This window comes from Spirosoma endophyticum, assembly GCF_900112365.1.
Taxonomy (GTDB): Bacteria; Bacteroidota; Bacteroidia; order Cytophagales; family Spirosomataceae; genus Spirosoma; species Spirosoma endophyticum.
The window spans coordinates 222144-242854 of the sequence record NZ_FOLQ01000007.1; the positions used below are offsets into that span (position 1 = coordinate 222144).

Annotated in this window: 15 protein-coding genes; 7 read left to right on the top strand and 8 right to left on the bottom strand. The window is 50.1% G+C overall.

What is annotated here, in order from left to right; all coding sequences use genetic code 11:
• Positions 1-151: 151 nt before the first annotated feature.
• Positions 152-1099, top strand: coding sequence for an acyl-ACP desaturase (locus BM202_RS19225; protein WP_093829256.1), 948 nt, complete (start codon positions 152-154; stop codon positions 1097-1099).
• Between the two features lies 1 nt (position 1100).
• Positions 1101-2462, top strand: a complete 1362-nt coding sequence (locus tag BM202_RS19230; protein WP_093829076.1) for a sensor histidine kinase — start codon at positions 1101-1103, stop codon at positions 2460-2462.
• A gap of 41 nt (positions 2463-2503) precedes the next feature.
• On the opposite strand, the gene BM202_RS19235 is transcribed toward BM202_RS19230, so the two are convergent.
• From BM202_RS19235 to BM202_RS19250, 4 genes are all read right to left on the bottom strand, one after another.
• A complete protein-coding gene (locus tag BM202_RS19235) occupies positions 2504-3571 on the bottom strand; it encodes a PLP-dependent cysteine synthase family protein (RefSeq protein WP_093829078.1) in 1068 nt (355 codons plus the stop codon).
• Positions 3572-3652: 81 nt separating this feature from the next.
• Positions 3653-4756 (bottom strand): TlpA disulfide reductase family protein, encoded by a 1104-nt coding sequence (locus BM202_RS19240; RefSeq protein WP_093829080.1) that lies wholly within the window; start codon positions 4754-4756, stop codon positions 3653-3655.
• 108 nt (positions 4757-4864) lie between these two features.
• Positions 4865-6874 (bottom strand): c-type cytochrome, encoded by a 2010-nt coding sequence (locus tag BM202_RS19245; RefSeq protein WP_093829082.1) that lies wholly within the window; start codon positions 6872-6874, stop codon positions 4865-4867.
• A gap of 32 nt (positions 6875-6906) precedes the next feature.
• Complete coding sequence (locus BM202_RS19250; RefSeq protein WP_093829084.1) at positions 6907-8793, bottom strand: 3-keto-alpha-glucoside-1,2-lyase-like domain-containing protein; 1887 nt, start codon at positions 8791-8793, stop codon at positions 6907-6909.
• Positions 8794-8913: 120 nt separating this feature from the next.
• Between BM202_RS19250 and BM202_RS19255 the strand changes: the two genes are divergently transcribed.
• From BM202_RS19255 to BM202_RS19275, 5 genes are all read left to right on the top strand, one after another.
• On the top strand, positions 8914-9714 hold the full coding sequence (locus tag BM202_RS19255; protein ID WP_093829086.1) for a 3-keto-disaccharide hydrolase: 801 nt from the start codon (positions 8914-8916) through the stop codon (positions 9712-9714).
• Between the two features lie 143 nt (positions 9715-9857).
• Entirely contained in the window at positions 9858-10364 is a 507-nt protein-coding gene (locus BM202_RS19260; protein WP_093829088.1) for a SixA phosphatase family protein, read from the top strand.
• Positions 10365-10487: 123 nt separating this feature from the next.
• Positions 10488-10988 (top strand): hypothetical protein, encoded by a 501-nt coding sequence (locus BM202_RS19265; protein ID WP_093829258.1) that lies wholly within the window; start codon positions 10488-10490, stop codon positions 10986-10988.
• 82 nt (positions 10989-11070) lie between these two features.
• On the top strand, positions 11071-14355 hold the full coding sequence (locus tag BM202_RS19270; protein ID WP_093829090.1) for a M4 family metallopeptidase: 3285 nt from the start codon (positions 11071-11073) through the stop codon (positions 14353-14355).
• A gap of 56 nt (positions 14356-14411) precedes the next feature.
• The gene (locus BM202_RS19275) at positions 14412-14753 is read left to right on the top strand and encodes a hypothetical protein (protein WP_143100714.1); all 342 of its coding nucleotides are present in this window, start codon (positions 14412-14414) and stop codon (positions 14751-14753) included.
• A 91-nt stretch (positions 14754-14844) separates the two neighbouring features.
• Here the strand turns inward: BM202_RS19275 and BM202_RS19280 are convergent, their stop codons facing one another.
• From BM202_RS19280 to BM202_RS19295, 4 genes are all read right to left on the bottom strand, one after another.
• Entirely contained in the window at positions 14845-16227 is a 1383-nt protein-coding gene (locus tag BM202_RS19280; protein ID WP_093829094.1) for a M56 family metallopeptidase, read from the bottom strand.
• Positions 16224-18218 (bottom strand): M56 family metallopeptidase, encoded by a 1995-nt coding sequence (locus tag BM202_RS19285; RefSeq protein ID WP_093829096.1) that lies wholly within the window; start codon positions 18216-18218, stop codon positions 16224-16226. Before BM202_RS19285 ends, BM202_RS19280 begins: the two co-directional genes overlap by 4 nt.
• A complete protein-coding gene (locus tag BM202_RS19290) occupies positions 18215-18586 on the bottom strand; it encodes a BlaI/MecI/CopY family transcriptional regulator (protein WP_093829098.1) in 372 nt (123 codons plus the stop codon). The genes BM202_RS19285 and BM202_RS19290 overlap by 4 nt, the downstream gene beginning before the upstream one ends.
• Positions 18587-18756: 170 nt before the next feature.
• Positions 18757-20478 carry a GH39 family glycosyl hydrolase gene (locus BM202_RS19295; RefSeq protein ID WP_093829100.1) on the bottom strand — a complete coding sequence of 574 codons (1722 nt, stop codon included), beginning with the start codon at positions 20476-20478 and terminating at the stop codon, positions 18757-18759.
• Positions 20479-20711: the final 233 nt, after the last annotated feature.

Here is a 20711-nt window from a genome sequence, read left to right on the forward strand (position 1 = left end):
AATTAGCGATCACCTGATTTTTATCAGACAGAAAAACACAAGTCGAAATAATTCAATCGGTTATATTGTCGAACTTTGTAGAAAGTTAGATTTATTGTTCATTTTCAGGGTTGAGTATTACATGATCTTATCAGGCACGCGTTTGGATGTTATGCGATTCGTCGGTGAAAAAATCGACGCTTCCATGGAAGAATTTCTGAAACCTATTGAGACAAACTGGCAACCGACCGATTTTTTGCCCGATACAACGAAGGAAACCTTTCTGGAGGAAGTTAAACTGCTTCGCGAAAGTACGCGTGAGCTTTCCTACGATTACGTAGCGGTGTTGGTGGGCGATACAATTACAGAAGAGGCCCTCCCGACTTACGAGTCGTGGCTGATGGATATGGAGGGCGTTACGCAGGGTGACCCACACGGCTGGACCCGCTGGATTCGGAGCTGGACCGCCGAGGAGAATCGCCACGGTGATCTGCTCAATAAGTTTCTGTATCTGTCGGGGCGGGTTAATATGCGGGCTATGGAAGTATCCACGCAATACCTCATTGCCGATGGTTTCGACATCGGCACGGGCAGAGATCCCTACCGTAATTTTATTTATACATCGTTTCAGGAGCTGGCTACCAACGTATCGCACCGTCGAACAGCCACACTGGCCAAACAGGCAGGCTGCACCCAACTGTCTAAAATCTGTGGCGTCATTGCCTCCGATGAAATGCGTCATGCGAAAGCCTACAAATCATTTGTCAGTCAGATTTTAGAGGTCGATCCCTCCGAGATGGTACTGGCTTTCGAAGATATGATGCGCAAGAAAATTGTGATGCCGGCTCACTTCTTACGCGAAACCGGCGTTAAAATTGGACAGACATTCAGTCATTTTTCCGATGCGGCTCAACGGTTAGGTGTCTACACAACTCAGGACTACATCGACATTGCCGAATCGTTGCTCGTTGACTGGAACATTGGCGCTATTACGGATCTTAACGATGCAGGGCAGCGTGCCCGCGACTATCTGATGGCATTGCCCACTCGTTTGCGTCGGGTAGCTGAACGTACCAAAGTGCCTACGCTTGAGTATCCATTTAGTTGGATAGCCTCGTAGCATGAATCGGTTCGCAATCGGTATTGGCTGGCGTATTGTAGCTATCGTCGTTTTAACCAGCGCGATAACCTACATATACCTTCAGGGCATTAATGGCCTGATGCTCTTTCCTTTGCTGAGTGCTGAATTATTTTTAACCATTAACCTTTACCAGTTCGTTACCAGCCTGAATCGCAAATTAACGCGGTTTCTGGAGTCAGTACGTTATTCCGATTTTGCAGTTGCCTTTCGTGCCGATAGCGATCTTGGCCCGTCGTTTAATGGATTAAATGACCAGTTCAACGAAGTGCTGGATGCGTTTCGGCAGGCGCGTGCCGAGAAAGAAGCTAACCTGCACTACGTTAATACAATTGTGCAGCACGTTAGCGTAGGACTACTCACGTTCGATGCATCCGGGCAGGTGGAGCTGGTCAACCAAACGGCACTGCGCTTATTGGGCATTTATCGGATACGTACCCTCAATGATCTCAACAGTACGCACCCTGAACTGGCGGGTTTACTTCGGGCCGCCACGCTTGCGCCAACACCGGTTTCTTACCAGACCGGCACCGATGGCGAGCTATCGGTGCGGTGTACGGCGGTGCGGCTGAGAGGCCGATTGATTACGGTCGCTTCGATGCAGAATATCCGTTCCGAATTGCAGCAGCGGGAACTTGACGCGTGGCAAAATCTGACCAAAGTGTTGCGTCACGAAATCATGAACTCGATTACGCCGATCGTGTCGCTGGCGGGCACGATGCGCGATATTGTCGAAACAGATCTGCTTCCGTTATCATCGCCCGAAAGTTCGCTCAACATGCCGTCGTTCGTGGCTGAGTCGATCAATGATCTGCGCGACGCCCTGACGACTATTGAGCAACGGGGTGCCGGAGTGATGCAATTTGTTGATGCCTATCGCCATTTTACGACCATTCCCCAGCCAGTTTTTTCCGACGTGTCGGTTGAGCAATTGTTACGTAACGTAGTGCAACTGGTTCAGCCGGATGCGCAAAAACAAAAGGAACAGATTGCCGTAACAGTTTCGTCGCCAAATCTGGCCATTCGGGCCGATGCCGCTCAGATTGAGATGGTGCTAATCAACCTGCTCAAAAATGCGGTAGAAAGTCTGGGCAAAAACGTCACGCCGATGATTCACCTTGACGCGGAGGCTGCCGGTCCGCGCGTACTTATCCGCGTGACCGATAATGGTCCGGGTATTGAACCAGAAGCGCTGGAACAGATTTTCATTCCCTTCTATACGACCAAGAAAACCGGGTCGGGCATTGGGCTGAGTTTATCGCGGCAGATTATGCAGCTCCACAATGGCCAGCTCACGGCCGAATCCACACCGGGTGAAGGCAGTACGTTTAGCATGGTGTTCTGATTTCTTCGGGAGCAATGTGATATACACCACTCCCGAAGAAACTAAAAAACACCTGGTCGGCCCAGTGATAAACGACTTATCGGCCGATAATCCAGGAAGTCAATATCGGGTGCTACGTAGCCCGGCTTAATAGGTTCTTCCTTCACTAAATCGGTGCTCAGGTATTTCTTGTTACTATCGCACAGGATGGTCACGACGCGGGCGTCTGGCCCCAGTTCGTTCTGGAGATTGATGGCACCAACCAGGTTTGCTCCTGACGAAATACCCACGGCAATACCCAGTTGCAGGGCTAATTTCTGAGCGACCAGAATCGAATCGCCATCGCTGGCCTGGACTACGTGGTCCAGCTCATTCAGTTTGAGAATATCCGGGATAAATTCGTCAAAAAGGCCCTGAATGCGATGCGAACCCGTTTTGTGACCGACTGATAGCGTTGGTGATTCGGCGGGTTCGAGCGGGTGAATGCGAATATCGGGTTTGCGCGATTTAAGATAACGCCCCACACCCATGACCGTTCCGCCCGTGCCAACACCCGCTACGAAGGCATCAGGTGTAACGTCTACGCTCTGGAGTTGCAGCCAGATTTCCTTACCTGTGGTCAGTCGGTGGGATTCGGCGTTGTATTTATTGGCAAACTGCCGCGGTAGAAATACGTGTGGATCGGAGGCCGCCAGATCTTCCGATCGCCGAATAGCTCCCATGAAACCACCTTCTTCCTTTGTAAACAGAACAATATCGGCCCCCAGACTGCGAATGATGTCGATACGTTCCTGGCTAATGCCCGCTGGCATGATAATCGTGACGGGGTGACCTAATGCGCGGCCTACAGCCGAAAAAGCAATACCCGAACTACCGCTGGTGGCTTCTACGATACGGTCGCCGGGTTGGATATTGCCTTCCCGATAGGCCTGATGAAGCACGTGCAGCGCCATTCGGTCTTTCATACTGCCCGTTAGGTTGTAGTGTTCGCACTTGACGTAAAGCGAACGCGCTTGGCCCTGATAGGTGTAGAACAGTTCCAGCATGGGCGTATTGCCGACCAGATGCCAGAGGTGTTCAAACTTTTCCTGAATGGCCGGTTTGATAGCGGTTTCGATAGATGAAGTCATAGAGATGGATAAAAAACTACCCGCAAAGAGAAACCAGCTTTGCGGGTGAAAAAATAAATATATAGTTCAGCGTGATTATTGTCAGGGTTTGGCCGTTAGAAGTTCTTCCAGTTTTTTGCCCAGAGCCTCACCCCGGATATCTTTGGCTACAATCTTACCGTCAGGAGAAATCAGGAAATTTTGGGGAATTGACCGAACGGCATATTGCTTCGCTACGTCGTTTTCCCAGAATTTTAGGTCCGATACCTGCGTCCAGTCCAATCCATCTTTGTGAATGGCTTTCAGCCAGGCTTCTTTGGCGTTGGGACGATCGAGGGAAACACCCAGTACGGTAAAGTTTCTGTCTTTATACTGATGGAAATTTTTGACTACGTTGGGGTTTTCCTGTCGGCAGGGACCGCACCAACTTGCCCAGAAATCGATCAGTACGTATTTGCCCCGGAAACTGCTCAGGGAGATGGCTTTTCCTACGGTGTCGGCCTGCGTAAACTCAGGGGCAATAGCGCCAATCGATGTGGCCTTGATACCGGCCAGCAACTGGGCGTATTCTTTTCCGGCTTCGCTGTTTTTTACAGGAGCAGACAGGCCATTAAACAGCGGTTCTACCTCGGCATATTTTGGTGCGTAATCGTACTGTTGCAGGGCATCCAGACTAACCAGACTGTTGGGTGTTTCTTTTATGAATTGAGCCCGGATTTTCTTTTGTTCAGCTAAAATAACCTCGTACCGTTTGTCAAGACTTTCCTTAAACTCCTTTTCCTCTTTTTGCGCTGGCGTGGCAGCCCTGGCGTCTTTCGACAATTGGGCTAATTTTTCCTTGGCCGGTTTGAGTAGGTTGGTCAACCGCTGATTTTCATTATTTAAAGGCGTCCCTCCAAGGATTGCATCTTTCAGTGAAGCAGGGCTGGTTACCGTAATTGTGCCCTGTTCCAGATAGACAGGCACATACGAATTATCGACAAATAACCCTACCGATCTTGGTTCGTCAATCTTTCCCTTGAACGAAAATGTCCCGTTCTGAATCTGAGCTGAGTCCGTTTTTACAAGGCTGCCTACTCGATAACGAAGGTATGCCTTAGCGGGCGATTTAACTCCGGTCAGTTTCCCGTTGATCGTGTAAGTGCCTCCCTGCGCCCAGAGCAGTGTAGGGCTTAGTAGCAATGCGATGACTAAGAAAGGCTTCATAAGGTCGTTTCGTTTATTAATTGCAAAGCATAAAAATAGCTGAAAGTTGTCACTTCCAGCTATGTAAGCAGACTGCCTTTTATTGGTTATCCGAGTTGTTCCCTATCCTTATGGCTTCGGGGCACCGGTTGAATTGCTACCGCTGGCGGGTGCCAGGGAGTTGATCCAGGCGGCAATTTTCAGGGCGTCGGGTTTGGGAACCTGCGGCATGGGTGGCATTTCGGTCGAATAGTCGGGCCAGTTGTGCGGCTTCGGATTGTAGATCAACTCCACGATCTGGTCGTTCGTGTACTTCCGTTTTGCTACGTCTGAAAAAGCCGGTCCAACCTGCCGCTTGTTGGCCTGATGGCAGGCTGCACAAGTGTGGCGGGTCAGTAAACCTTTCACTTCCTCGTAGGTCGGCGCTTTGGCCATTGTTACAGCCTGACCTTCTACCAGTTTTGGTCTCGCACCCGTGGTAGTTGCCTTGGCAGGCGCTTTTTTACCCGTTGCAACAGCGGCTGGTGCCGAAGCAGGGGTTGGCGCAGCGGCCGCTGAATTGGTAGTGCTAACCTCGCTCATCGCCAGTTTCTGCCCGTCGGGAATGTTGTTGAGCGTGTAGTAGGCAATCGGGTGAACGAGCGAGTACGACCCTTCGGCTCCCCGAACGCCATCGAGGGTTAGCTGATGGATGTAGTACTTGCGAAGGTCGTTCACAATCAGCCGCGCTTTCAAACCATCAGCCGATACTTTCACACCCTTGAGTGGCAATGCTTCTTTATTAATCGTCGGGCTGCCGTAGACCGAATGGTATTTATAGAGAAAACTCTCTACCCGATACGACGCCAGATCTTCAGCTGATTTTTTGTCGACGGGTTTCGTAAACTCTACTTCAAAGCCATCGGGCATGGCCTTCACGGTACGTATCTCAAACGGCACAGCACCGTTCCAGACCAGTCGTTGTAAGCCTTCGTTGGCATCACCGGCCGATCCCCAGCCCCGGTTTGTTTCGCCTACGAACAACGAGCCATCTTTCGCAAAGGCCATACGTAGCACGCCCGACCGAAAACCATTACGTAGTTCGATGGCACCGCCCTGATACTCGCCGTTCACTTTCTCCATGAACACGCGCGAAATCTTGCTCATACCCTGATCGCCAATCAATAGTTGACCGGCAAAAGGCCCAAACGCACCCTGCGGAATCTCTACAATTTCGGAGTTCGAAATACCCAGAATACCATGCGGCAACCAAACGGCAGGCGTTTGAATGTCCACGTTTGGAAATTGATCCTTCATGGTGTAGAGCAACGTAGGCGTTTCGTTGATTACGTTTTCGGGTTTGATCGCCCGCCCGTTTTCGTCCCGACGACGACGCTCGTCAATTTTGGCGTAGAATTGTTCGGGCGTTAATTTGAGGGGCGAGTTAGCCATGCCAGTCCATTGCAACCCGGCGGGGTGACCCACAAAAGCTCCTTTTTTTACGTGGACAATGCCGCCCGATCCCATCCAGTCGCCTTGGTTGTCGGCGTAGAACAGCTCACCGTCATAGATACCCATTCCGCAGGGCGACCGCATGCCCGTAGCCCAGGGCTGCATAGTACCGTTCTCACTGATCTTCATCGTCCAGCCGCGCCAGGGTACACGGCTTTCACCCCGCCACCACTCTTCATCGCCGAACGCTACGTTGCCCGTCACGAAGAACTGGCCGTCGGGCGCAATTTTTGGGCCGTAGCTGTATTCGTGGTAATGACCCGATAACGGCCAGGCATAAATTGTCTCGAACGTATCGGCCTTGCCATCATGATTTGCATCAACGATTTTTGTGAGTTCACCCCGTTGCGCGCAATAAAGGGCACCGTCTTTGCTGGTTAAGCCCAAAATCTCATGTAAGCCCGTCGCATACTTCCGGAAAAAAGGCTTGCGGCTGGTTGGGTTCTCGACAATCCAGATATCACCCCGACGCGTGGCCACGCCCAGATTACCATCGGGCAAAACGGTCAGGCCGCCCACTTCCAGGAGGGTACCTTCTGGTGAGGTTACTTTCTGAATTTTGTAAAAATCTTCCTCCTTTGGCGACTCCTGCGCCTGAACCATTGTCAGGCTGGCTAGGGAGAGGAGGGTTGTTAGTATCTTTTTCATGGTATAGCTCCGGACTTAAGCCCGGAATGAAATCAAAACAGAATCGAGTACGTTAGTTTCCCCTTTACCGGTACGATCAGCTCCTGACGACCGTTGGTGTCGCGAATCGTTGGCTTGGCCCCAGATACATTGTCAATCTTGATATACGTCTGTCCGTCAATTAGATATAGATTATTCTCCAGTGCGGTGATGGTTGTGCCACTGCCCAGACGAGCGTATAGATCACTGGCGGGGTTCATTACTGATACTTCGCGCTGAATACCTTTTCCTTCGCTTAGCACCCGGATTTTATCATCAACCGAAGCCCCATAGCTCTGATAACGGAACGTTGGGCGGTCGCTGTCATCCAGTACGTAGCCTTTCGGGTGATAGCTGGAGCCGGTCGTGTCGGCCATCCAGTTTGCCTGGGGGGATGCCAGTTTGCTCAGGAACAGGACGGGAGTGCCCAACCGCTGAACCATACCCGTCGGTCGGGAGGAACCATCGCCCCGCTCGTGCCACATCGGCGTAGCATCCAGAAATGAACCGCGCCAAACCTGCACTAGCGCCCCTTTGTCTAAGTCGTACGTATAATGAATTTGCTCAGGGCTGCCCACCGATACTGCATGGGTTACGCGGAGCGTACGACCCTGCGAGTTCTTCTCGCCCGGCACATCCATAAAGCTACGTAGCATGGTATTGGTTGAGGCCTCAACCACAATAGGATCGACTTCCTCGCCCGTACTGCCTACCCCGTCGCTGATCGCGTATTCGCGAATGCCCGGCCCAGCTACCGTTAAACCCAGTGCCGGTTGCGCCCAATCGACAAATTTGGCATACAGCAACTCAAACGGCAGGTCACCTTTGGGCAACGTTGCTTTTCCTCGGGCATTCCATTCGCCGGGCGCTATGACTGATTGTTTATTGATTTTTAGCTGCCCACCGCCCCCTGGAACGCCCAGGTTAAACTGATATTCGCCAGGTTCCGAGACACGTAGCGTGCCGGTGTAACGAATCAGGAACTCGTTTGGAATGCGACTCACGGATGCCGATAAAACGGTTGTGGCACCTTCCGATTCGGGCGCTGTTTTGTCGTAATTGGGCTCTTTCTCGTATTTGCCTTTGTAGACGGCGTATTTCAAATTTATTAACTCGGGGCGTGGTTTGTCGTAGGTAACGTAGCGGATGTTGCGCAAAGCAACTGCCCCATGATCGCCCTGAAACCGGATCGGTCCCAGCGCTTTTTCGTTATCAAATGCAGAGCCCCGAGTCGGGCCGGTCAATTCAACATCTTCCTGAATGATTACGCCATTCAGTTCAATCCGAATCACGCGGGCATTTTCCGTTTTTTGCCCGTTAGCATTGAAGCGCGGAGCCTGAAACGAAATTTTCATGTGTTGCCACAAACCGGGCGCACGACTGGCATTCTGACGGGCGGGGTGGCCTTCGTAGCCTTTCTGGCCATCGGGCCGTTTTTCATCCCATCGTTCATAAACGGCGCCATTATCGTGCACATTCGGCGTACGGACATCCCAACTGTCGCGTAGTTGAATTTCGTAACGACCTTGCAGATACACGCCTGAATTGGCCGTTGTCGCCATCATGTAATCTAATTCCAGGTCGACATCCCCGTGTTGTAACGTAGTGAAAAGATCATATTTATAGGGGTTCTTGGAATCTGCCGGCGCTTTGTCCAGCGGAATATTGGCCAGCACACCCGTGCCTTTATCAGTGATGAGCGTATTGGCTTTGTTCAGGTCGGCCCGCACGGCGCCAACAATACGCCAGTTGGGCGTTGATGGCGCAAAGGCGCTTAGGTCATTGAGCGGCAGAGGAATACCAGCCAAGGGGGCAGGTTGTGCCAGCACCAGCCGGGTACCGATAGCAAAGCAGGCGCTCAGTAACCAGCGAAAGTGAGTTTTAGGTGATAGGTTTACCATATACAGAAGGGAAATTAAGGGGCGAAATCTACCATTTTTTCTCAGAAAAAGGACGTAAATCCACATTTGCTCTATCTTTGAATGTTTTACCCGCGAATTCAATAACCCGATTACATTTCTATGAAAAACACCCCGTTATCGCTTGCTTTTTGCATTGGTCTTGTTGGCTTATCGGTTGCGGCTGTAGCTCAGACGCAGCCCAGCAAACAAACCCCCGAATCCACCGAAATCTGGGAACCCGTTCCCCCCGTTGTTACGCCCGGCACAGCGTCTGCCAATACAAGTGGCACGACGCCCCCTTCTGATGCCATCGTACTTTTTGACGGTAAAAACGCCGACGAATGGGTCGCTATTAAAGGCTATTCACCAGCCAGTTGGGAGAACAAGAATGAAGGCCCACTGAAGTGGCCAGTTAAGGACGGTGTTCTGTATTCGACACTTGGTTTTTCGGCCCGTTCCAAAAAGGAATTCAATGATTTTCAGCTTCATGTTGAATTTAAAACCCCGGAGAAAGTAGAGGGTAAGAGCCAGGGTCGCGGAAACAGTGGTATCTTTTTACAAGGCCGCTACGAGTTGCAGGTGCTTGATAACTACAACAACCCAACCTACGTAGATGGGATGGTGGGTTCTATTTACAAACAGGCAATTCCGCTGGCGAACCCAAGCCGCCCACCGGGTGAGTGGCAGACGTATGATATTGTTTATCAGGCGCCCCGTTTCAACAAAGCAGGCATGATGACCGACTACGCCTACGTAACGGTATTGCTCAATGGTGTGCTGGTGCAGAACCACGCGGCCATTCGTGGCACAACCGAGTACATCGGTTACCCGAAAGTGCAAGCCCACGGTGCCGGTCCGATTCTGTTGCAGGATCATGGTAACCCGGTTGGCTTCCGTAATATCTGGATACGGTCGTTGTAATAGCAATTCGTTCTTTACTAACTAGTTGATAATCGCCCTCGGTATTCGCCGGGGGCTTTTTTGTCGTATTGCATTCTCGGATTTTAATCCGTAATTAAGTCTTCTTTAATTAAATCGCGGACGCAAAGTCGTGGATACGTAGTATGCGCTTTTACCTGTTTATTGTTGCTCTTATCACAGTCATGACGGCCTGCTCGACTACCACCGTTTACATCGTTCGTCATGGTGAGAAAGTAAACGAATCTGATACCACAAACCTGAGTCCGGCGGGTTATGCTCGGGCAGTCGCACTGGCTGATACGTTGGCCAATCGGGGCATTGACTCGATCTTCTCGACACCTTTTCGACGGACTCGTCAAACGGTTGGACCCCTGGCTCAGCGACTTGGGGTTCGTGTGGTGGATTATCCCGCCAAACCGAATGAGGCTATTGTCAACCGAATCCGTCAAATTCGGAACAAGACCGTGCTGGTGGCGGGGCATAGTAACACCATTCTGGAGATTGCCAGAGGACTGGGCGCGAATCCAACCATGACTACCATTGCATCGGGAGATTTTGATAACCTGTTACGTGTTCGCATTCACTATGGACCGTTTCGTAAGTCGGTCACGCTTTCGGAAACGACCTATGGCCAGATGACGCCCCCATAAGGTAGCTGAAATACAGTATATTCCGGCCTGTAGATTGTTTTCATCAACTCATGCAAGACTGTAGTAATGGTCGTGTTGAGGATGGCTATTTTTATGGAAGTTTATTCCTGTATAGGTTGTCAAATGAAACGATTACTCCTAAGCCTGCTCACCTTCTTGTTGGTTTCAACTGGACTGTTCGTTCGGGCGCAGGGGATTCGTGCCACGGCCATCAACGTAGCGACGGAACGGAAAACGGTTCCAGTTAGCACACCTGCTACGTATCAGGGTCGTCAGATTTTAGTGGGAAATGGCGGTGGTTTCACGGGTTTTACAACGACCTATTATCTGTTGGAAAACGGTAAATTGTTTGGCCGACGCAGCCGCGACACTACGTTCACCTTGATCCGACAGCAAACACAGGTAATGACAAAGCGAATGTTTAGCCGGGTTGAGATTATGTGTAAGATCAGGAAGACGACGTTTAGCAACCCCGGCAACAGGTACAAGTTTGTCCGGTGGCGAAAAGGTAAGCTGGCGTATGCTGTAACCTGGGGTGAAGCTGGAAAAACGGTGCCGGCGAGTTACCCCAAATTCTACGACTCGTTTATGGCTATGATTCCAACTGCATCGCGATTGAAATAGAGTATAGATACTACGTCCAACTCTGGGTCATCAAAAGGGGGCTGCTATACTTTAATGAGCAAACAACAAACTGAACTACTCAATGAAAACATCTTTTCTTTTCCTGACACTCCTGATTGCTACGTTCGCTCAGGCACAAAAGCCTGGCGCTGGCTTTGATCGTAAGCATAAAACTACCTTGCCTTCAGGGGGGCTTGCCCAGCGGTTAGGTGCGGTAGTCGTGCCGCTACCGAAGGACCAGACAGGTCGCCAAACGTTGACCGCAACGGGCGGAATAAGACCAACGCTGGACGCTATGAAATTGCGGGTGGTACGTGATTCGGTGACGGATTTGCCTATTTTCATTGAGCGGAAAGTGGCCCGATCGACTAACTCAACTCAACCTAATGGAGCGCGTCTTTCGGCGGCTGCGGCCACGCTGGTTACCTACAAGTTTATGGGGCAGGTACGTGAACTGCTCAAACTCGATAATCCTGAAGATAATTTCTCAGTTGCCCGTACCGAAACCGACGAGCTTGGACAGATGCACGTTCGCCTGACCCAAACCCACCGGGGTATTCCCGTACTCGGTTCCGTACTCGTTGCCCACTTGACGGATGGGGACGTAGGACTTCTGAACGGCCGTTATCAGCCCATCCCGAATGATCTTTCTACGACGCCAAAACTGGTGTTGACCGACGCGTCGGAACGGGCCTTGAAAGATGTCCGAAAAACGTCGACGGTTCGGTCATTTGGCGATAATATCCTGAATTTGAAATCGTCGGAAGGGGCGCTGTGCGTTTTTGCCGAAAAAGGAGTCGCTAAGCTCGCGTATCAACTAACCGTAAGGCCGAATATGCTCGAACGGTGGGAATACGTTATTGATGCCCAGACGGGCGACGTTCTCGACAAATATAATCATACCTGTACGTTCGTAGGGCCAACGCCTGCATCGGGTCGCGACCTGAATGGCGTGACCCGCTCATTTCAAACGTATCAGCAGAGTGGCAACGCGTATTACATGATTGACGCGTCGCGGCCAATGTTCAACGCTACAGCATCCAGCATGCCCGGCAAACCGGTTGGCGCCCTCTGGACAGTGGACGCGAAAAACATAGTGGGTGATAATCCCAAAGCCTATCAGATCACGTCGGGTAACAATACGGACTGGAACGCGACGGCTGTTTCGGCTCACTACAACGCGGGTGTCGTTTACGATTATTACCGAAATACGTTTAAGCGTAACGCCATCACGGGCACTGGAGAAACGATTATTTCGCTTATCAACATCGTGGATGATGACGGTAAAGGCCTTGACAATGCTTACTGGAATGGCAAGTATATGGCGTATGGCAATGGCCGAAGCCTGAAACCACTTGCCGGAGCACTGGACGTAGCGGGGCATGAGATGACGCATGGCGTTATTCAGAATACGGCCAATTTGCAGTATAAAAGCCAATCGGGAGCCATAAACGAGTCATTTGCCGACGTATTCGGTATCCTCATCGACCGGGCTAACTGGACCATTGGCGAAGAGATTGCTACGCCAGCCTTGTTGCCATCGGGTGCTCTGCGTAATATGGCAAACCCCAATCAGGGTGGTAAGAGTAAAGATCCCAATGGTTATCAGCCCGCTACAATGTCACAATATGACAACACCAGCGACGATAACGGTGGGGTGCATAGCAATAGCGGGATTGCCAATTTTGCGTTCTATAAATTCGCTACCGCTGTTGGGAAAGACAAAGCCGAGAAGGTTTATTATCGAGCGTTGACAACCTACCTGGTCCGCACGTCCCAGTTTCTGGATTTGCGTTTAGCGATCATCCGAGCGGCTGGCGATGTGTACGGCACGCCGAGTGCTGAGGTTACGGCGGCCATAAATGCGTTCGACGCAGTAGGTATTGTAGAGGGCACACCCACAACACCCGGCAAACAACCCGACGTACCGGTGGCATCAGGCCAGGATTTGTTGTTATTGTCCGATGAGAGTACGGCTAAACTCTACTCGACGGTTGTTGGCGTAACGCCCGCCAAGTTCGATCAGAAAACGGCATTGGGCTTGGTGCATCGTCCCAGTGTGACCGACGATGGAAAAACGGCGTACTACGTAACAACCGACAAACGGATTCGGGCCGTAAATCTGACCGGGACGCCAACCGAAACGGTGATTTCCGACGAAGCCATTTGGGATAACGTAGCCATCTCGAAAGACGGCACAAAATTAGCCGCCCTCACTGCCGACCGCGACGGCTCCATTTACGTGTATAGTTATGCCAAAAAGAAATGGGCCGAGTTTAAATTGTATAATCCAACCTACTCAGAAGGCATCCAGACGGGTGACGTACAATACGCCGATTCGTTTGAGTGGGATTTCACCGGCGAAACCCTCGTTTATGATGCCTTGAATGCCCTTCAAAACAACAGCGGAGCCAGTGTTGATTACTGGGACGTTGGGTTTATCAAAGTTTGGGATAACAAAACAGGCAACTTTGCTACCGGGGATATTGAAAAACTATTCAGCAATCTGGACGAAGGAGAAAGCGTAGGCAATCCATCGTATTCCAAAAATTCGCCGGATATCATTGCTTTCGATTACTTTAACGAGAACGACAATGTCTACTATGTGATGGCTACTGACCTGAGTCAGGGCAATTTGAAAAGCATATACAGAAACTATACGTTAGGATTTCCAAGCTACTCGCGTTTAGACAATAAACTGGTATTCAGTACTAAATCTTCTTCAAGTGAGGATATATCCAGTATTGATCTGGGCGCTGATAAAATCTCGGTATCGGGCAACGCATCGGTATTATATACGGGTGCCAAATGGCCGGTCTGGTATACGCAGGGCGCTCGTACAATACCTACCAAAACGGCGCAAACCATTACGTTCGAGGCTATTGCTGATCGCTATACAAACCAGGGTGATTTAGTCCTAAAAGCCACGAGTTCATCTAATCTGGCCGTCAGCTTTCAGGTACGAACTGGCCCCGCTACGTTAACCGGAACAACCCTGAAACTTACGGGGGCGGGTGCTGTTACGGTACGTGCTTATCAGGACGGTAATGATCAGTTTTATGCCGCAACTGCTGTTGATCGGACGTTTAACGCATTGATTGTTACGGGCGATGAACCCCTCTGGAGTGATAAGCTGTCGGTTTATCCGAATCCTGCCCATACTACGTTGCAGGTCGAATTGCCCGGTACCGCAATCTTTGAAAGTTTGTCACTCAAAACAATTACGGGGGCTACGGTGGTACAACCGCTACTACGTTCCCGCCAGCGGACCGCTACATTAGAAATCGGTCATTTGCCAAAAGGGTTGTATTTGCTGCAAGTTCAGACGCCCGACGGAACGGCTCATCGAAAAGTAGTGAAGGAATAATGATTGACCTTATTCACTTTTTGCGTCTTAGTAGATAAATCAAATAAAATGTATATTTGAATATGTATTTGGAAGAGCGCGTAGGGCAGTTAGAAAACCTGTCCGTTGATCACGGCCGACAGATTGAAATCATCGCTAAAGGTGTTGCGGATTTAACCGTGACGGTGAACGAGCGATTTGATCAGGTGATTAATGAAATGAATCAACGCTTTAATCAGGTAGATCAGCGATTTTCGGAGGTAGATCGGCAATTCGATAAGGTTGATCGGCGATTCGATAAAATAAATGAGAATATTGCCGAGCTAAAAACCGGTCAGATCCGGCTGGAAACTACTGTAACCGATATTCAGCAGACGCAACAACTGATTCTGACTCTTTTGCAGGATCGGCTGAAATAGAAACTTGGCCTTGCCAAGAATGGCATAAAATAAGGGCTTATAGATGACTTGTAATTAGTCACTATAAGCCCTTATTCGTTAGCGTGTGAAGTTATTTTGTTGTGATGATAATCTCTGCTTTCTCTTTATTAACGTCCATACGGGCGATTTTATCAGGTGAAAGCGCCGTTATATCCCCCTCTGTAACTTCTTTTCCATCAATAATAAAGTGCTTTATGCCTTTATACAGAGCTGCTTTTTCAGCTACTTTATCTTCCTCTAATTGAAAGTTAATCGGTAAGTTATATTGTACGTTCACCGCTTGCCCCCCTTGTTTAGCCGGTTTCCAGCGGGGCATGCTTTTTACAACACGTACCGCTTCTGCATCGGCTCCGTATCCAATACCTTTTAGAATCTGAACATCGGTAATGTCGCCTTCTTTGGTGACGATAAAACGAACGAATACTCTTCCTTCAACTTCAGCTTTTTGGGCAGCTTCGGGGTATTTCAGATTCTTTTGCATAAACGCCCCCAGTCCTTCCATCCCACCCGGAAATTCCGGTTGATTTTCGACCACGGTATAAACTTCTCCGTCTACTTTCACCGGTTTACGGACCGACGTTTGAGCGCTGGCCTCGCTCTGAGGTTGATCGCGTTCTGATTGGGAACACATGGTTAGCAGAGCCGCCAATGGCAGCACGAGAACATAGCCGAGAAGCGCCCGGCGATGGGTCTGTGGTTTGTGTAACATAACGATACGTTGTTTAAGGGTAGATTTAGAAACAAAAGGGGTAATTAAGGCTGTCGTTGAGACGTTGAGGGCGTAGGCAACCAACTGGCGTGGGTAATCGGGTTGGGGCGTTTTCAGAACCGCCCGGTCGGCCAGAAATTCGTGTACTTCCTGTAATGCGCGTTTGTACAACCACAACACCGGATTGAACCAGAAAGCAACCTGCACGATTTCCAGAAACAGCACGTCAGATGTGTGGTGCTGCCGGATGTGCGCTTCTTCGTGACGTAGGAGCACGTCGGGTTCAGTGAGTGCGTCGGCATGATTCAGCACTAAATACTGTCCGAATGAAAACGATGGTGTTAGATTCAAATCTTTGGGGAGCCGAACGAGCGTATAAGCCGATTTGCGTTCGGCTGTACCTCGTTTGATGAGTCGGAAAATGGCTCGCAGATTTAATCCCAGTCGCAGACTCATGACTACTACGCCGAGCCCGTAGATTAGCCAGAACCATTGGTCCTGTGACCACGTAGCGCGTTCGCTTTTAACCGCAAATGCAGGTAATGTAATCGTGCCAACGGGTAGCGATTCAGCCGTTCCGCTCGGTAGTTCGATAAACGGCAGCGTTATTGACAGCCCTATCGACATCAGCAAGTATGCCCGGTTCAGGCTAAAAAATGTGTTCCGGCGCAGGAGCAATACGTAGCAGCCATAAAAAAGCAACAGATACAGACTGGCTGTGAGGAAGTAGGGGAGGGCGTTCATTTTTTCTTCGTGGTTGTAACAACGACGCCATTTTTGCCTTTCTCGCCATATACAGCAGTTGCTGACTCACCCTTCAATACGTTGATATTCAGAATATCTTTTGGGCTAACTTTATCCAGAGGCCTGGGTGCATCCTTTGCTATTACAACGCTATCAATGATATAAAGCGGTTGGGGGCCTAACTCACCTAAAGGGCCTCTACCACGTATTGTTACGGCAGCGGTCGGTTTTGGCATCAAACCTGACTGAGGTAAGGTATCTGCTTTGAAGGAGCTAGCAGGCACGGATACTTTGGTCATTGTCAGGTATGGCTGGTTTGGGTAATTTGCATCCCGCATGGTCGGAAACTCACCAATCAGACTGCCGGTCGGTTTGAAAATAGCTGGATCAACCTGCCCCGTTCGTTTGTCTACTTTCTTTTCCAGTGAAAACTGAATGGGGATCTGATACCGAACTGCGACCGTCTTCCCATTTTGGGTAGCTGGAATCCACTTAGGCATCTGACTAACGACTCGGATCGCTTCCTCCTCACAGCCACCACCCAGTCGCTTTATATTCTTATTGACCTTCACATCGCCGATGGTTCCTGTTGGTTGTATAGTAAACATGACATATACATCTCCCTGAATATCAGTGGCCTTAGCCTTAGTAGGATAGCGAAGGTTTTGGGCTACATACTGCATAAGCCCTATTATGCCAGTTGGGAAAACGGCTGGTTCTTCGACCGCCGTAAGTACCTTTCCATGAACAGTATCTGATGTTGGTGGTGTTCTGACAGGCATAGCAGGATTTAGCTTGATTGCTTTATAAACTGCTGATGCACCCATCGGAGGAAGCTCGTCCTGTAGATTCGGCGTTAGCCTGGGGCTTAACGTTAACTGATTTTTTTGAGCGCGATGGCTCAATGCTTTCAGTAGCAAAATGTCTGTGCGATACCCGATATGGCTATAAGCCAGCGTAGCAGAAACAGAGACGTTCTCTAGCTTGTAAAATCCATTCTGGTCGGTTGGCGTACCCTCGCCTGTATTGGCAATCACCACGTTCGCGCCCGGCAACGCCTTTCCGTCCACGTTAGTCACTCGCCCCGATACGGTGATCGTCTCTTCTGTTACCTGACCCACGACCGCTGCAATCTCTTCCCGCGCGGTGGTCATGGCTAACAGCCCAAACGCGAGTGGAAGCACTAGTACGTATTTGCCCAAGGCCCAGCGGTTCGTGGCTCTCTGGTGCAACATCAAAATACGCTGCTTTAAAAGCGACGGATTGAAAAAGCCATTGGTCAACGTATCGGTTTGAGCACCAAACGTATACTCGACCAGAAAACGGGCGTAAACCGTAGGGTGACTGGCTTGTTTATCGGCCAGAAACTCGTGTACCTGACGTAGCATTCGGTCGATTAACCACAGCGACGGGCTTACCCAGAACACAGCTCGCAACAAGGCCAGGGCCAGTACGTCGACGCTGTGTCCCTGGCGAATGTGTACCAGCTCATGCCGGAGAATCAGCTCATTATGAACATCTTCTGGGCTAAGAACCAAATACCGGAAAAAGGAAAAGGTGGGTGTTGACGCTTCCGATCCGCTTGACATGGGCGCCTGAATCAGTACGTAATCGTCGTACACTTGCCGAGGTGATTTCTGAATAAATCGTAACAGGCGTCCAACCCGAATCGCCAGACGCAGCAGCAACGCAAACGCAATGAATCCGTAAGCGAGCAACGCGATTTGCTCCCAGTCGGGGCCTGTTTCGACGGGCATGGTAGCGATCGCCGTCACGGGTAAGGCAATGACACCCACGGGCACCGGCCAGTCGGCCTCGACGGTTTGCGCGGGCAGACTCGTTAATGGCAAGATCAGCGACAGGATGACCGAGGCCAGTAAATACGCCCGATTCAACGTAAAAAACGTATGCCGACGTAGTAGTAACCAGTAACAACTCACAAACAGCAAGCCGTAGAGGTTAGCTTTCAGGATGTAATCGAGGGCGTTCATTGATCTTTATTTTTGTTTAGGAGCTTAATGATTTCGTCGGCTTCGTTGAGACTGATGTTTTTGTCCTGCACGAAAAACGAGACTAACTTTTTGAGCGAATTGTCGAAGTAGTTTGCCATCAGTTGTTCCGTCTGGAAGCGCCGGTATTGCTCTTCCGTAATGAGCGGGTAGTATTCGTGCGTTTTTCCGTAAGCGGTATAACCTACCAATTCCTTTTTCTCCAGAATGCGGATGATCGTTGAGACGGTATTGTAGGCAGGTTTCGGCTCGGGCAACTCGGCTAATACGTCCTTGACGAAGCCTTTCTTGAGCTGCCAAAGAACCCGCATAATCTCTTCTTCGGCCTTGGTAAGTTCGCGCACCTGCATGATTTCTGTAGTGATTGTAAAATGATGAACGAATGTATGACTAATGATTTAGTTTTACAACTAATTTATTAGTTAATAGGTTTAAAAAAAACAGTCAGCTACTTAGCTGACTGTTTTTTTGCTAAATAAAAGGCGCAATTAATCCTCTACTACGTCTGATTTATAGCCTATTACTCCCAGGAAAATTTCAGCAAGGATACGCCCTGGCGTGGTAGGTCGAAGGTAAGGGTTGCTTTACCGTCTTTTGCCGTAATCCATTCGGGTGAGGTGAGCAGCTGCAGTTGCCCGGCCTTTTCCAGGTCGGCTATTTGCTCAGGTGTGGGCGTTTTTGGGGAGCCCATTTTTTTCCAGGCTTCATACGAATTACTGAACTGCTTATCGATGCGATAATGCTGAAGGAGAACGCGCTGATTGGGCAGCCCCTCTACCTGAACGGAAATGGGCGCATCAGGAGCCGGTACGTTGTCATCATGATAATTCCAGACCATTATGGCGGCCGTTTTAGCATCTTTACTGGCCAGGGCATTGATGTCGGCTTCGGCGCGCACACTCTGATCCCGAACACGGATATAATCGTAAGCAAGCCCATTTTTTACGTCGGCCCGATTCCCCTGCATCATCCCGAACATGCGAAATACGCTCAACACGGGCTTGTCAACGCCATTGGTGGCCAGGTCGCGGAACCCTCTGAACCAGGCCTGATCTTCGAACTCAAACGCCCAGGTAACGGCTCCTGCCAGATTTACACCGCGCGCAGCCGCCAGATCATACTTGCGCGCAAACGAAGCGGCCGTGTAACTCGAATACATCGTACCATTTCGATACGCATTTTGCGGACTCAAATCTTCTGAGCAGGCGGCACAGCCTTCCGGGTCCGATTCGCCAATGATGATGGGTAGATTTTTCAGGCTGGGGTAGGAGGCCACAATTTCAAACCCCTTGTCGATGTCGCGTAGTTGGGTTCCCATATTCATCTGCACATGGCCATCAACCAGTTTTGGCGCTCCTTTAGCGTGAAAAGTGATAAAATCAATGGGAGTGCCGGTTTTGCCAGTCGCATAATTCTTGCCGTTTACAACATGATCCATAAACGCCTTGAAGAAAACCGGTGAATTGCCACCGCCGGGGCCGGTCACTTCTGGCCCGCCCACTTTGGCCGTTGGCAACGCCCGCTTGACCGCATCGGCCGTGTAGTCGTACAATTTGATGTATTCGTCAACGGTGCCTTTCCAGTAGCTGATGTTCGGTTCGTTCCACAGTTCCCAATACCAGCTTTCCACTTCTTTCTGCCCATACCGGCCAATGGAGTGCTTCACCCACTGATAGACCAGTTCACTCCATTTTTGATAATCTTTGGGCGGATACGCCCAACCCGTGTAAATATCGTTGTAATTATCGCCGGGTTTCCAGTAATGCCGGTAAGGTTGCGGCTTGGTCGACATTGCTTCGGGCATAAACCCGATTTGTGCAATGGGCTTCATTCCCCGCTGAATATACGTGTCGAAAATCTTGTCGATAATGGTCCAGTTGTAAATGGGATTGCCTTTGCTATCTTCGGTATAGGCGTTGGTTGACCCCCATTTCAGCGCTGCCGTTCCATCCCCCGTTACCAGCAGACTATGCACCCTGACATTGACGGGTACCTTGCTTAACTGTGAGATTTCAGTAAGCAGTTTTTGCCCATCCTTCATGTAAGTATAGTTTGGCTCATCGTAGCCAAACCAGGCCCATATGGGTTTAAGCGGGCCTTTGCTTTTGCCCAGATCCACCTGAATCGTTACGGGCTTGGGTGGACTCGACTGCGCCAGGCAAGTTGGGCTAGCTAGTAAATTGAACGCACATAGACTGAGCACTGAGGTCTTCAGCCAGGAAATAGAATTACGTTGACTCATAAATGAAGTAAGTGGCTATAGGGTCAAGGCTGGTTTGGGGTTACATCTACTCTGTTGCGCCAAATTCGGAACTTATGCCGGTTTAAATGGCCTATAACGAAGTAGGGCCTATACCAACTAACTTTTACTTGGGTAATTGTGCAGAAAGTTATAATACTGTTTTGATAGTTTTTGCATATTACCCCCAACCCCCTAAAGGGGGCTCAGCTCGACTATTATCAACCTGAGCCCCC